Annotated in this window: 12 protein-coding genes; 3 read left to right on the top strand and 9 right to left on the bottom strand. The window is 67.6% G+C overall.

The window, feature by feature from the left end:
* Positions 1–5: 5 nt before the first annotated feature.
* From rtcA to ASE50_RS01970, 4 genes are all read right to left on the bottom strand, one after another.
* Positions 6–1,019 (bottom strand): RNA 3'-terminal phosphate cyclase, encoded by a 1,014-nt coding sequence (gene rtcA / locus ASE50_RS01985; protein ID WP_056394853.1) that lies wholly within the window; start codon positions 1,017–1,019, stop codon positions 6–8.
* Between the two features lie 18 nt (positions 1,020–1,037).
* A complete protein-coding gene (locus tag ASE50_RS01980; protein ID WP_056394851.1) occupies positions 1,038–1,487 on the bottom strand; it encodes a hypothetical protein in 450 nt (149 codons plus the stop codon).
* A gap of 134 nt (positions 1,488–1,621) precedes the next feature.
* Positions 1,622–2,848 carry an RtcB family protein gene (locus ASE50_RS01975; RefSeq protein ID WP_056394849.1) on the bottom strand — a complete coding sequence of 409 codons (1,227 nt, stop codon included), beginning with the start codon at positions 2,846–2,848 and terminating at the stop codon, positions 1,622–1,624.
* Between the two features lie 408 nt (positions 2,849–3,256).
* On the bottom strand, positions 3,257–4,792 hold the full coding sequence (locus ASE50_RS01970) for a vWA domain-containing protein (RefSeq protein WP_056394847.1): 1,536 nt from the start codon (positions 4,790–4,792) through the stop codon (positions 3,257–3,259).
* 337 nt (positions 4,793–5,129) lie between these two features.
* Between ASE50_RS01970 and rtcR the strand changes: the two genes are divergently transcribed.
* The gene (gene rtcR, locus ASE50_RS01965; RefSeq protein WP_056394846.1) at positions 5,130–6,716 is read left to right on the top strand and encodes an RNA repair transcriptional activator RtcR; all 1,587 of its coding nucleotides are present in this window, start codon (positions 5,130–5,132) and stop codon (positions 6,714–6,716) included.
* 168 nt (positions 6,717–6,884) lie between these two features.
* Here rtcR and ASE50_RS01960 read toward each other — a convergent pair whose 3' ends face one another.
* The 5 genes from ASE50_RS01960 to ASE50_RS01940 are packed head-to-tail and all read right to left on the bottom strand — an operon-like array spanning position 6,885 to position 9,890.
* Complete coding sequence (locus tag ASE50_RS01960) at positions 6,885–7,286, bottom strand: thiol-disulfide oxidoreductase DCC family protein (protein ID WP_056394844.1); 402 nt, start codon at positions 7,284–7,286, stop codon at positions 6,885–6,887.
* On the bottom strand, positions 7,279–7,815 hold the full coding sequence (locus tag ASE50_RS01955; protein ID WP_056394842.1) for a DUF4166 domain-containing protein: 537 nt from the start codon (positions 7,813–7,815) through the stop codon (positions 7,279–7,281). Before ASE50_RS01955 ends, ASE50_RS01960 begins: the two co-directional genes overlap by 8 nt.
* Positions 7,809–8,282, bottom strand: a complete 474-nt coding sequence (locus ASE50_RS01950) for a DUF2269 family protein (protein ID WP_056394840.1) — start codon at positions 8,280–8,282, stop codon at positions 7,809–7,811. The genes ASE50_RS01955 and ASE50_RS01950 overlap by 7 nt, the downstream gene beginning before the upstream one ends.
* Positions 8,275–9,552 (bottom strand): SDR family oxidoreductase, encoded by a 1,278-nt coding sequence (locus ASE50_RS01945; RefSeq protein ID WP_056394838.1) that lies wholly within the window; start codon positions 9,550–9,552, stop codon positions 8,275–8,277. The genes ASE50_RS01950 and ASE50_RS01945 overlap by 8 nt, the downstream gene beginning before the upstream one ends.
* A gap of 14 nt (positions 9,553–9,566) precedes the next feature.
* Positions 9,567–9,890 (bottom strand): hypothetical protein, encoded by a 324-nt coding sequence (locus ASE50_RS01940; protein ID WP_056394835.1) that lies wholly within the window; start codon positions 9,888–9,890, stop codon positions 9,567–9,569.
* 162 nt (positions 9,891–10,052) lie between these two features.
* Here ASE50_RS01940 and ASE50_RS01935 point away from each other — a divergent pair, with 162 nt between their 5' ends.
* Both ASE50_RS01935 and ASE50_RS01930 read left to right on the top strand, forming a co-directional pair.
* Entirely contained in the window at positions 10,053–11,795 is a 1,743-nt protein-coding gene (locus ASE50_RS01935) for a sensor histidine kinase (RefSeq protein ID WP_056394834.1), read from the top strand.
* Positions 11,792–13,141: a sigma-54-dependent transcriptional regulator gene (locus ASE50_RS01930; RefSeq protein WP_056394833.1), complete on the top strand. Its 1,350-nt coding sequence runs from the start codon at positions 11,792–11,794 to the stop codon at positions 13,139–13,141. The genes ASE50_RS01935 and ASE50_RS01930 overlap by 4 nt, the downstream gene beginning before the upstream one ends.
* Positions 13,142–13,153 lie beyond the last annotated feature (12 nt).

Below are 13,153 nucleotides of genomic sequence, written 5' to 3'. Positions count from 1 at the left end.
AACCGTCAGACGATGGTTACCGCATGGGCACCGCCCGCCTGCTGTTCGAACCGGATGCGCCGCCCGAGGAAACGCTCGATCACCGTTGCCGCCGTGCGGGCATGCTCGCTCGGCTTGACGGTGGTGAACGCACCGCCGCCCGCCAGCGCCAGCGGCAACAGCAGTTGATCGGCAAGATACGGCCCGGCAAACGCGTCGCATGCCAGATAGCCGCGCATCCGCCCGATGGCGGTCTTGGCGACCCGCTCTGCCGTCACGCCCAATCGCGCAAAGCCGCTGACGATCTCGGTGACATACTCGAACCGCGCCTCCAGCAGCAGGATGTTGCCCGGCCCCTGATCGACCGGCAGTTCCCGCATGAAGCATTCGCGTTCCGACCAGTCGAACGCCTTGCGGACCATGGCGATCTCGCGTTCGGCGATCGAAATCGGCAACCCGGCGAACAAGGCGCAGGCCGACACGCCCAGCCCTTCGCCCCGCGCCATGCACTCGATCGGCTGGAGCGGGCCGGGGGTGATATCCACCTCGATCCGCCCGCCACCGCGCGGGTAGAAGCCGTGCCGGATCAGCCGCGCCTCGACCTGTCCACCCATCCGCCGGACGATGGGCAGGAAGCAGCGGTCGATGAACTCGAACGGCGGAGCCAGCATATTGTGCGTGCCACCCTCCAGCACCAGCCGCGACGGACCGTCGGCGATCAGCAACGGCATCAGTACCGTCTGCAACACCAGCCCCGTCGATCCCGCCGTTCCGACCGAAAAGCGATGGTCGCCGGCCGTTACCCGGCCGGGACGGAAGGTCAGCTCGGACGACCCCACGACCAACCCCTCGCAGGTCGCGCTGCCGATCGCGCATGCCGCCTCGATCGCGGTGACATGCTGACGCATCAGCCCCGGCTTCGACCGTTTGGCACGGACGTTGTTGATACGGACCGGCGCGCCGGTGACGAGCGACAGTGCGCACGCATTGCGTACGACCTGTCCCCCGCCCTCGCCCTCTGCTCCATCGATCGTGATCATAGCCCAGTTACCATCGATTCAATTATTTACCGGAGTGGCGGCCCACCAAAACCAAATCGCAGTGCCGTCACGAGCTTTCAGCGCGAAATCGCCGCAGCCAATTCCGACTTCGACGAACGCGGCCCGCAAATCCCGCAGCCGGGCGTCGCCCAGCCGCAGGATCAGCAAGTCGCTTTCAGGCACCACCTCCATTTTTTGTTCATCGGGAACGTAGGCGATGCGCAGCCGGTGCGGTGCGCTGTGCGCTGCCCTGCCAAAACCGGGAACGGCCACCAACGCATCGGTCGGGTGCGAAAGGCGCAAAGTGCGGTGCGCTTCCCGCCCTTCTCGGGCCAAGCGATCGATCAGGTCTACGATCGACGCGCTACCGAGCGGATCGGCGGAGACGTGCCAGCCCGCATGTCTGGCGCGGCCCGGTGGATATGCCCAGAGGTAGATGGCACCACGCTGCTTCCAGTCCTTCACCATAATACCTACACCCATCACAACGCATCAGGCGAAATCGACCTTCAAGGACCGGCTCGACCATTCCCCTCCCTTCCAGGGATGGTAGCAACTTCACGGACCTTGCCGCCGAAGGTCGATTGGGCCTCGACTGGTCTTCACCCCTTGACGCACACCACCTGCTTCAACGTGTGAACGATCTCCACGAGGTCCGCCTGCGCCGCCATCACCGCCTCGATCGGCTTGTAGGCGCGGGGTGTCTCGTCGATCACGCCCTCGTCCTTGCGGCATTCGACGCCGGCCGTGTCGGCGATATGTTCGTCGAGCGTCACCAGCTTCTTGGCCGCCGTCCGGCTCATCACCCGGCCGGCACCGTGCGAGCAACTGTCGAACGAGTCCGGGTTGCCCAGCCCGCGGACGATGAACGACTTCGCGCCCATCGATCCGGGGATGATCCCCATCACGCCCTTCGCCGCGCGCACTGCCCCCTTGCGGGTCACCAGCACATTCTCGCCAAAGTGGTTTTCGCGCGTGACATAATTGTGGTGGCAGTTGACCGCCTCCAGCTCCGCCTCGAACGGCTTGGCCATAACCTTGCGCAGGGCGGCGATGACGTTGGTCATCATCATCCGCCGGTTGAGCGCCGCATAATCCTGCGCCCAGCCGACCGCCTCGACATAATCGTCGAAATGGTCGGTCCCTTCCGGGAAATACGCCAGATCCTCGTCGGGCAGGTTCAGATGCCATTTGCGCATGTCCTGCTTGGCCAGTTCGATGAAGAGGGTGCCGATCGCATTGCCCACGCCGCGCGATCCCGAGTGCAGCATCACCCACACCCGCGCCGCTTCGTCGAGGCACAGCTCGATGAAGTGATTGCCGGTGCCCAGCGTCCCCAGATGCACGAGGTTGTTCGTGTTCGTGAGCCGCGGATGCTTTTCGCACAGCCGGTCGAAGCGCTGGACGAGCGTGGACCACGCCGCGACGATCGCCGGTGGGGGCGAGCCCCAGCTGCCATTGTCGCGCTTGCTTCGGCCGACGCTGCGCCCGTGCGGCACCGCCTGCTCGATCGCCGAGCGCACACCCTCGAGATGGTCGGGCAGGTCGCTCGCCATCAGCGAGGTGCGCGCCGCCATCATGCCGCAGCCGATATCGACGCCGACCGCCGCCGGAATGATCGCGCCCTTGGTCGGGATCACCGACCCCACCGTCGCGCCGATGCCGATATGGACGTCGGGCATGGCGGCGACATGCTTGAAGATGAACGGCATCTGCGCCGCGCGGGCCAGTTGTGCCCGCGCACCGTCCTCGACGGGCACGCCACGCGTCCAGCTCTTGATCGGCACACCGCCGGGAACGTCGGTATATTCGTACGTCGTTACGGTCATTTCGACCTCCCTTGAATATTGTTGCCGGCGACGAGGATCGGCGAGACTTCCGGGTTGCCCCGGGGCGGAGTCGAACCACCTGTACCGATGTAGTCCCGCCAGCATTCGCCAGCTTGATATGTCACGGCGACGAGGATTGACCGGACGTCTCCTGCTCTACCGCTGAGCTACCCGACCGAAGCCGGAGCGGGATTCGAACCCGCGACACGGGGATTAGCAGTCCATGTAGTCCGGTCGGCATTCGCCGTGTTGCAATGGGCCGTGGCGACGAGAAATGGCGAGACGTTAAACGACCTTGAGCTACACTCCCATGGCGGGATTTGAACCCGCATCTCCCGGTTGCCCGGGTGCTCTACTCGCCGGTCTGTTGTGGGATGTAGTCCCGCCGGCATTCGCCACGGCCTTCCTTCAAACCTCCGTTTCGTTGACCAGTTCGACCCAGTCGTGCACTTCCCCACCGGCAAAGCGCGCGATCGTGTCAAACACCGCGTCGGAGAATCCCCCGACATTCAGGATTTCCGGCCGCCCCGCCGCCTGGGTGGTCCCATGCGGCTGGATATCGACGCAGACGAGCCGCGCATTGGGGTTGCGGCACTTCAGCCGATCCCATTCGCGCATCGTCGCCGTCGCACCGTATCGCGTCGCATCGACCCACGATTCATTGTCGGAAACGATGACGACCAGATCGACCTTCGCGCCTTCCCGGTTGAGCCGGGCGAGCGGTGCCGACACCATGGTGCCGCCCCCACCCACCGCCGCCAGTCTGGCCGCATTGACGGCGAGACGGGCATGCGGATCGAGCGCGAGATCGACGACGTCGACCTCGAAGGGCAGCACGCGCGCCTGACGGTTGGTCCGCAGCATCGCCGAGGCGACCAGGGCCGCCACGTCGACGCACCGCACCGCCGTCGTCGCGCCCTTGCGGTAGCCGGTGACCGGCGACTGCATCGAACCCGAGACGTCGGGGCAAATCACGACATGGCCCGCGACGACCGGCACCTTGACCAGCGATGCTTCGAGCGCCGTCTCCAACGCTGCCTGTACCGCGAGCGGCACCCCGTCCCCCACCGATCGCAGCGCAACCAGCAATTGATAGGGCAACACCCCCGGCGCCGGCTGCGCCAGTCGGGTCGCCACCGCCTCGGTCACCCCCGCCACCCCGAACGCGCCGTTGCGCGCCAGCGTGTTGAGGTTGATCCGCAGCGCCTGCCACCCCATCCGCGTCGCCAGCTCGCCCCATTGCTCCGCAGTCAGCGGAAAGGCGGTGAGCCATTCGAACGGCACCGGCGGCAGCGGCAGCGACGTATCGCGCTTCCACGCCTCGAAGGCGGAGATCTCGACTGGCAAAGCCGTGAGGTCGTATGGCTTGCCGATCAGCCAGCCATAAAAGGCACGCCGCGACGCGTCGGCAGGCTTCGGGTGGACCATGCGGACGATGTCGGCGAGGCTGGGGTCGTTGCCCGTTGCCGCCGCCATCAGGTCGCGCATCGATGCCCCTTCCAGCCACTGCGTCACCAGCCGCTTCGGACGCGAGCCGAGCGACGTCCGCCCGACCTGTCCGGAACGCAGGATCTGCACATAGCTGCGCAGCATGCGCCCGGTGTCGATGACCCGGCCGAACACCGGCACCGCGAGGTCCCGGTCCGCGACCGTCAGATAGGCGGCGAGCAGCGCCGGCATATCCTTCATCGCCCCCGACCGCCGCGCATAGACCGCGGCCCTGGCGACGAACGCCGGATCGCAGGCCCGCGTTGCCGTCAGCGCCTCGACGAGATGCGTGTCGGCACCTGCGTAGACGCTGTCGGCCAGCGTACCGGTCGCGGCAAGCTGCGCGAGCTTCGCCTCGGGGCCATAGGCATAGGCCGCCGCGCCTTCGCGGTTCACCGTATCGGTGCGCGGCAACAGCCTTGCCACCGCGCTCGCGAACAATCCCTTGTTGGCCATCGTCCAACTCCTTCCAAAACCGGTCAGGACAGCAGAACCTGCGACCTCCCGCTCAAGGCGAGCGCTCCGTGCAGACCGAGCCAATCCCTGTTCGCTTCGGGACGGTCGGCCCATTCCGACCGCCCCTGCCGCGTATCGGACCGACCATCACAGGCGATCCGATGCAAGATACATTGCGAAAGGCGTGCCAGTTTTGGATCACCACGTTGCGAAGCTATAATTCTACAGCTTTACATATACTTATAGGATTAACTCGAATCTGGTGGCGCGATCGATCTTTAAGGCTTCAAGTCATTTTACGATCGACAGAGATCGCATCTTATCCTACAGGATAGGGATGCGCCCTACCGTCGTCATCGGCTTTCTCGGTTCTACGCTGGACGCCAGCAAATTCGGCCCGTCTCGCTGGTCGAAATGGCGACCGACCGTAGGACTGACGATGCACGCGGATCTCCGCGTCGATCGGCTGGTCCTGATCCACGGGACGCAGCATCAGCGGCTGGCAGACTATATCGTCGAGGACGTCGCCTCGGTGTCGCCCGAGACGCGGGTCGAACCGCAGCTCCTCGACTTTGCCGATCCTTGGGACTTCGAGGAAGTCTACGGCAAGCTGCTCGACTTCGCCCGCGCCTACTCCTTCGACCCGGAGGCGGAGGAGTATCTGATCCACATCACCACCGGCACGCACGTTGCACAAATCTGCCTGTTCCTGCTGACCGAGGCGCATTTCCTGCCCGGCCGTCTGCTTCAGACTCAGCCGGAGCGCGGGGTCGGTGGGGCCGCAGGACGGTGGAACGTCATCGACCTCGACCTGTCGCGGTACGACAGTATCGCGACCCGCTTCGCCGCCGACAGTGCCGAGAGCACCAGCTTCCTGAAATCAGGCATCGACACCCGCAACGCCGCTTTCAACGCGATGATAGACGAGATCGAGCAGGTGGCGGTCCGGAGCCGTGCGCCGCTGTTGCTGATGGGGCCGACCGGTGCGGGCAAGAGCCAGCTTGCCCGGCGCATCTACGAACTGAAACGCGTCAAACGACAGGTGAAGGGGCCGCTGGTCGAGGTGAATTGCGCAACGCTGAAGGGCGATAGCGCGATGTCCGCCCTGTTCGGCCACCGCAAGGGCGCCTTCACCGGCGCGGCCGCCGACCGTGCGGGCCTGCTGCGCACCGCCGATACCGGCGTCCTGTTCCTCGACGAGATCGGCGAACTCGGCCTCGACGAGCAGGCGATGATCCTGCGCGCGATCGAGGACAAGCGCTTCCTTCCCGTCGGCGCGGACAAGGAGGTGGAGAGCGATTTCCAGCTGATCGCCGGCACCAACCGCGACCTCGCCACCTGCGTTGCCGAAGGAAGCTTCCGCGACGATTTGTACGCGCGCCTCAATCTGTGGACCTTCACGCTGCCCGGCCTTGCCCAACGGCGCGAGGACATCGCCCCCAATCTCGACTATGAACTCGACCGTCACGCCGAGCGGGAGGGCGACCGCATCGCGTTCAACAAGGAGGCGCGCGAGCGGTATCTCACCTTCGCCACCGGCCCCGATGCGCCGTGGTCGGGTAATTTCCGCGATCTCGCCGCCAGCGTCACCCGCATGGCCACGTTCAGCCCGGAAGGCCGCATCAACCTCGCTTGCGTCGCCGCCGAGATCGCCCGGCTGAAACGGCTGTGGCGCGGCGGGACGGAAGCGGGCGACGACCTTGCCACGCTGCTCGCCCCCGCGCAGATCGAGACGCTCGACCCGTTCGATCGGGTCCAGCTGGCGCATGTCGTCGCCACCTGTCGCGCCAGCCGCTCGCTGTCCGATGCCGGCCGCACGCTCTTCGCCGCCTCGCGCCGCCAGCGCAGCTCGACCAACGACGCCGACCGGCTGCGCAAATATCTCGCGCGCTTCGACCTCAGCTGGACGCAGATCGCCGGGTAAGCTTCCTCGTCGTCCGTCGCTGCGTACTGGACGTCGCGTCCGTCTGCGGCGTGAACAGAACCGCGCTGCTCGCCTTTGCCGCGGCGCGACGGCATGCTTGGTCGGGCTCGCAGCTTGGCCGTATGGCCACTGCGGTCTCGTCTTTGGGAAGCGGCGTGGATCATGCGGTCAAGGCAGAACCCGGCTGGCATGTTCCGGCGCTGGCAGCCAGCATGTCGACCGCCGGCCGAACAGCCGATACCGGTTGCGGGCGATCCATCGATAGATCCGGTCGCGAACCGCGCGCGGTATCAGGCTTGCCGCTCCCGCAATCCGCCACGGCCAGCCAAGCCCGGTATAGATCGCGATGACCGCATCGCTGTCGCGCAGAACGTGATCGCCATCGACGACGAGGATGGTGTCGGGGTCGGTCGGATCGATGCCGTGCGCTTGGAACAGCGCCGTTCCGGCCTCACCCTGCATCGCGGCCAGCCGGAATCGGTGCAGGCGATCGTGGCGGAGAATGAAGCGGGCGTTGGCGGAGCACAGGACGCACTGCGCGTCGAACAGGATGATCGGGCCGTCAGTCATCGCTCCGCTCCATGCGGCCGGTGTAGCGGATGATCCGGCCGAAGGGCCAGAGGTCGACGGGCACGTCGAAAACATATCGGCCGTCGTCTTCGGTTTCGCGAGCGTGGCAGTGCGGGCGAAGACCGGACGGCAGCGGGAGACCCAGAAACCGAAAGCCGATCAGGTCCAGCCGGAGCGCGCCGTCCTGCACCGACACCCGGAAGATGTTGGTCGCCATGCCCATCCGTTCGACCATCAACCCGTCGCGATCGACAAGCGTGCTGCGATAGCGGCGTCCGGCGAAATCGCGGTGCCAGTGTTCGGCGGTGCCCCGCCGCTCGAACCGGACCGTCACCGGGATGCCGGTCCCGGCAGCGGGCAGGCGCATCATGCGACAGAGCAGGCGCGCCAGCGGGTTCATATTTGCCTCGACCTGCGCCATGCCGCGCCAGCACTGGTCGATCGGGCTGTCGTGCGCCTCCCGCAGAACCGGTGGCAGATCATCGATCGCGGACCCGAGCAGACGGCGGAACAGAGGCTGGGTCACCATGCGATCTCCGGTTTGGTCACCATCAGCCAGAAGATGACGAGCACCCCGATAAACGCGGGCCAGCCAAGGAGGAACCACGTCCGCGACAGCTGGAAATAGCGCGCGGGCAACGGCATGTCCGCCGGGGTTGCATCGGCGATGCGGCGCATCCGGATCTGGATGCCGACCACCGGTAGCCAGCACGCGCCAACCATCAGGTACAGCGCGATCGACGCCGCCAGCCAGCCGGTCGTCAGCGGAAAGCCCGCAATCTGCGCCAGCCACACGCCGGTCACCGGCTGGACGATGACGGCGGGGGTCGTGAACAGCCAGTCGGCGAGAACGACATTGCGGTTGACCACCCGCCGCGCCCCCGCGTCCCCCGAGCGGTTCGCCATCCAGCCGTGGAACGCGGTGCCGAGCCCGGTGCCGAACAACAAGGTCGAGCTGAGGATATGGACGGTCTTCAGCAGCAGATAGTCAGCCATGACGGTTCTCCAGCGCATGGACGGCAAGCGACAGGGCAAGGACGGCGATGTTCTTGGCGAGCGCGCCGAAGGGATCGGCCCAGAGTTCGGGCGCGATATGGGTCAGGATCAGCGTATAGCTTGCCATCAACCCGATCCCCGCGAGCGCGGCACCACGGATGCGCAACAGGATCGCCGCTCCGATCGCGATGTCGGCCAGTGCGCCGGCCCATAAGACGGTCGTCGCCGCACCGCCCGACAGGCCGAGCCGCGCCAGCCACGCCAGGTTCGTCGCGGACGGGGTGACCAACAACGGCACCGCCCCACCAGCGAACCAGACCAATGCAAGCGCGACGGCAAGGATCGGGGCCACGGGCGCAAGCCGCGCCGTCCGCAAATCGCTGCCGGTCGCCGGACGACGGGCCAGGGCCTGCGCGATCGGCGCTGGCCGGTGTCCGGTGATGGCAACAAGCGGTTCGACACAGGCCGTGTTGCCCGCCGCTAACATCGCCAGTCCCTCCCTCGTCACCGGTCCGATGCCAAGTCGAGCGACCACGGCGATCCACCACCGCGGCAGCACCACCCGGATCGTGTCCGGAAGACCAAGCCAGCCGCGCAGGATCGTCACCACGCCTTCCGTAGTCATCGCCTCGGGGCCGACCGCATCGATCCGCACCGCCAGTGGCAGCGGCGCGCGCAGCAGGCGAACCAGTATCTCGACCAGATCATCGACATGGATCGGCTGGACCAGACCATCGGCGGAACCCAAGGCCGGTATGACCGGCAAGGCGGCGAGCGTGGTGAACAATGCGCTGCTCTGCCCGCCATGGCCAAGGACTAGGGACGGCCGGACGATCGCCCAGCCCATGCGAGAGCCGGTGGTATCGAGCGCTGCGAGATGATCGTCGGCAGCGGCCTTGCTTCGGTAATAGGCGCTCGCGGCATCGGCCACCGCACCCAGCGAGGAAATCTGGAGCACGCGACCAACGCCGGCGGCGCGGCAGGCGTCGAACAACGCGATCGGCCCACCGGCATGGACATCCGCATAGCCCCGGTCGTCGCCGAACAGCCCGGCGCAGTTGACCACCGCGTCGACACCCGCCAACCGCTCGCGCCAGTCGTCTGCGCAGTCGGTGGCGAGGTTACAGCGGATCGCCGCCGCCCCCGGCAAGCGTTGCCGCAGGCGATCGGGCGACCGGCCGGCGGCGGTGACGCGGACGCCCTCCGCCACCAGCCGGGCGGCGAGATGCCGCCCGATAAAGCCGCCCGCGCCGACGATCAGGACATGCATCGCCCCTGCTCCCGTCAAGCGGCAGCGCGGGGGGTGCGGCTCCACACCGCAAAGCCCATCCCGACCAGCGCCATCAGCACGCCGATCAGCGCGCTGGTCATCGTCCCCTGCACCAGTTCGGTCGGATCGGTGGCGATGCCGCGCCACGACACGAACAGCATCGGCGTCGCGACCATCATCACCGTCGACCACACGGTCCAGAAGCGCGAGCGCTCCTCGGTGCCGCATAGTTCGGCGAGCAGGATCGACAGCGGTCGCCAGAGCGTCACGACGGCCAGCAGCGCGATCAGGGCGGTCAGCGCATAGGTTACGAGCAGGGCTGCGATGGGCAACAACATGGTTGGTCTCCTTCGGTGCCGGACGATGATCGCCCGGCCTGGAAGACGCTTTGCGAATGGCATGCCAATTGCCACGGATGGCGGAAATGCGTGGCTTTCCGTCCATAGGGGAGCGCGCAATTGTCAACGCCGTGAACGGAACAAGCTGCTATGCTGTCAACGATGGATATAGCTGTCGGTCTTTTTGCTTATGTCGGTGCGCTGTCGCTGACTGCGATCGCCAGCGCGTCGCTGGCGCTGTTCGTCGCGCTTCGCGCGCGAGCGGTGCCGGGGTCGAGCCTGCTCGCCGCGTTTCTGCTCGGCGTCGGCTTTTGGAGCGTGGCGCAGATGCTGCCCGCGCTGCTGGGGCCGGCGGCGACACCGGTGACGGCGACGCTGATCGCGCTGTCGCCGCTGCCCGCGGCGGGGTTTCTGCATCTGGCCTTCGCTTTCGCACTGTGCGGCATGGTGCGGCAGGTGGCGATTGCGGGCTATGCGACCGCGGCGTTCGCGGCGCTGGTCGGGCTGGTCTTCGGCGTCGGGGTGGTGGTGCCGTGGCACGGCTTTCCGGGGATGTTCGTGCCGTCGGTCGTCGGCTGGTGCGTGCTGGGACTGGCGGGACTGTTGTCGGTCGCCGGGCATGTGCGGCTGGCGCAGACGTGGCGCGAACAGGACGGCGCGCATCGGCGGCAGGCGGGGGCGGTGTTCGTGTCCAGCCTGATCGGGCTGGTCGCGCTGACCGGCTTCGCCTTTCCGGCGATCGGGATCGATGCCTATCCGTGGCCGGTCCTGCTGCTGCCCTTCTATTCGGTCGCGCTGGTCTATGGGATCGTCCGGCACCGGTTCATGGCCGCGGATATATGGGCACGGCGGGGGCTGGTGTGGCTGATGCTGGTCGCCGGCGCAGGCGCGGCGAGCGCGTTGATCGCGTCGCTGCCGCTAACGCTGGCGGGGCGTCCGGCGGGGTTATTCGCGACGTGGGCGGCGTTGGCCGCGACGCTGGCGCTAGGGTTAGCCATCCTCACCCCGCTCAAGCGGCTGGCCGACCGCGTCGTCTTCCCCGGCGGCCGGATCAGTGAGGCGGACGTGGCCGACTGGCGCGACCGGCTGGCGGAAGCACCGGACGAAGCTGCACTGGGCGATGTGGCGCGCGGGTTGCTGCGCCAGCGGCTCAACCTGCCCGTCGATGGTCCCACCCTGGCCGTCACGGGCGAGACGGTCGCTCTGAAAGGCTGGGGCGACGCCCCCGCCGCCACCCGCCATGTCGCCGAACGCTTCGCAGGTCTGGTGGCGGAAAGCGCCCGTCGCCTGACCACCGCCCGTCGCATGGTCGATGCCGAACGCGAGGCGCGATTGGCCGAGCTGGGCGCGCTGGCGGCGACGGTCGCGCACGATTTGCGCAACCCGCTCGGCATCGTCCAGATGGCCGCGACCGGCGCTCCGCCCGAGGTCCGCAGCGAGATCGGCGAGCAGGTGGCGCGGATGAACCATCTTGTCACCGACATTCTCGATTATGCCCGCGCATGGACGGTCGCGCCGCAACCGCTGCGCGTGGTCGACCTTATCGCGTCGTTGGGCGTAGAGGCGGAGATGCCCGATGGGCTGATGGTGACGGCGGATCGCCACGCGCTGCTGCGCGCGCTGACCAACCTCGTCGACAATGCCCGCGCGCTCGGCACCCGCGTCGTGATCGTTGCGCAGGCCGGGCCGCCGGTCACGATCGACATCTGCGACGACGGCCCCGGCATCGCGCCCGAGATCCGCGACAGCCTGTTCCGCCCCTTCGTCTCGCGCCGTCCGGGCGGCACCGGCCTCGGCCTCGCCATCGTCCGCCGGATCATGGAGGCGCATGGCGGCACCGTTACGCTGACCGAGCGGCCCGGCTGGTCGACCTGTTTCCGCCTAACCTTCGGAGCGTCCCGATGATCCTGCTCGCCGATGACGAACCCGCGTTCCAGCGGCTCACCGGCGCGTGGCTGCGCGGGCTGGGCTATAACGTCGAGGTCGTCGGCGATGGCGACGCTGCGGTCGCAGCGTTCAGGGCCAGACCTGCCGATCTGGTCCTGCTCGACCTCGCCATGCCGCCGCACCATGATCCGGCGGCCGGACTGGCGCTGATCCCGTCGTTCGCGCCTGCGGCCGTGGTGGTGATGACCGGCCATGCCGACCATGCGCTGGCGCTGAAGGCGGTCGAGGCTGGCGCGTGGGATTTCCTCGCCAAGCCGGTCGACCCCGATCTGCTCCGCATCGTCGTCGCCCGCGCGCTGGAACGGGCGCGGCTCGCACGCGAGGTCGCCACGCTGCGCGTACAGGCCGGGGCAGAGGAGGATATGGGGCTGGTCGGCACCTCGCCCGCGATGGCGGGCTTGCGCGACCTGATCCGTCGCGTCGCGCCGACCCGGCTCCCCGCGCTGATCCTGGGGCCGAGTGGCACCGGCAAGGAACTGGTCGCGCGCGCGATCCACGCCGCCTCGCCCCGCGCCGCCCGGCCGCTGGTGCCGATCCATTGCGGCGCGGTCCCGGCCGAGTTGCTGGAGAGCGAGTTTTTCGGGCACCTGAAGGGCAGCTTCACCGGTGCCGCCGCCGACCGCCCCGGCCTGATCGAAACCGCGCATGGCGGCACGCTGTTCCTCGACGAGATCGGCGAGATGCCGGCCGCCATGCAGGTCAAGCTGCTGCGTTTCCTCAACGACGGCAGCTACCAGCCGGTCGGTGCCCGCGCCCCGCGCGAGGCGGACGTGCGGGTCGTCGCCGCGACGCATCGAGACCTGACCGCTGCGGTGGTCGACGGCAGTTTCCGCGAAGACCTGTTCTACCGTTTGAAAGGCGTCGTGTTACGCACGCCGTCGCTGGCCGAGCGAGCGACGGATGTCCCGCTGCTGGCACGACTGTTCCTGCGTCGGACGAGCGAAGGTCGGGCCGGCTTCTCGCCCGATGCGGTCGATTGGCTGGCGGCGCGGGTATGGCCCGGCAACGTCCGCGAATTGCGCGCGGCCGTCGAATGCGCCGCCGCCCTGGCGATCCCGAGCGCGGCGGGCATCGTCGTCACCGCCGCCGACCTCGCCTTCGCGGCCGGCGACGCGCCGTCGATCGTGGAGAGCGTCGCGGCCATCGCCCCGCAAAGCCTCGAAGAAGAAGTCGCTGCGCTGGAGCGACGCCGTATCGTCGAGGCGCTCCAGCGTACCGGACACAACCACACCCATACCGCCCGCGAACTGGGCCTGTCGCGCGTCGGGCTGCTCAAGAAAATGGATCGGATGGGGTTACGCTGATCGCTGCCGAAT

This window comes from Sphingomonas sp. Leaf5 (assembly GCF_001421155.1).
Taxonomy (GTDB): domain Bacteria; phylum Pseudomonadota; class Alphaproteobacteria; order Sphingomonadales; family Sphingomonadaceae; genus Sphingomonas.
Note: the sequence above shows the minus strand (reverse complement) of the source record. Positions and strands in the feature narration are given on the sequence as shown.

Bases quoted from the DNA above. Each gene is read 5' to 3' on its own strand.
- rtcA (WP_056394853.1), bottom strand. From the start codon at position 1,019: ATGATCACGATCGATGGAGCAGAGGGCGAGGGCGGGGGACAGGTCGTA.
- ASE50_RS01980 (WP_056394851.1), bottom strand. From the start codon at position 1,487: ATGGTGAAGGACTGGAAGCAGCGTGGTGCCATCTACCTCTGGGCATAT.
- ASE50_RS01975 (WP_056394849.1), bottom strand. From the start codon at position 2,848: ATGACCGTAACGACGTACGAATATACCGACGTTCCCGGCGGTGTGCCG.
- ASE50_RS01970 (WP_056394847.1), bottom strand. From the start codon at position 4,792: ATGGCCAACAAGGGATTGTTCGCGAGCGCGGTGGCAAGGCTGTTGCCG.
- rtcR (WP_056394846.1), top strand. From the start codon at position 5,130: ATGCGCCCTACCGTCGTCATCGGCTTTCTCGGTTCTACGCTGGACGCC.
- ASE50_RS01960 (WP_056394844.1), bottom strand. From the start codon at position 7,286: ATGACTGACGGCCCGATCATCCTGTTCGACGCGCAGTGCGTCCTGTGC.
- ASE50_RS01955 (WP_056394842.1), bottom strand. From the start codon at position 7,815: ATGGTGACCCAGCCTCTGTTCCGCCGTCTGCTCGGGTCCGCGATCGAT.
- ASE50_RS01950 (WP_056394840.1), bottom strand. From the start codon at position 8,282: ATGGCTGACTATCTGCTGCTGAAGACCGTCCATATCCTCAGCTCGACC.
- ASE50_RS01945 (WP_056394838.1), bottom strand. From the start codon at position 9,552: ATGCATGTCCTGATCGTCGGCGCGGGCGGCTTTATCGGGCGGCATCTC.
- ASE50_RS01940 (WP_056394835.1), bottom strand. From the start codon at position 9,890: ATGTTGTTGCCCATCGCAGCCCTGCTCGTAACCTATGCGCTGACCGCC.
- ASE50_RS01935 (WP_056394834.1), top strand. From the start codon at position 10,053: ATGGATATAGCTGTCGGTCTTTTTGCTTATGTCGGTGCGCTGTCGCTG.
- ASE50_RS01930 (WP_056394833.1), top strand. From the start codon at position 11,792: ATGATCCTGCTCGCCGATGACGAACCCGCGTTCCAGCGGCTCACCGGC.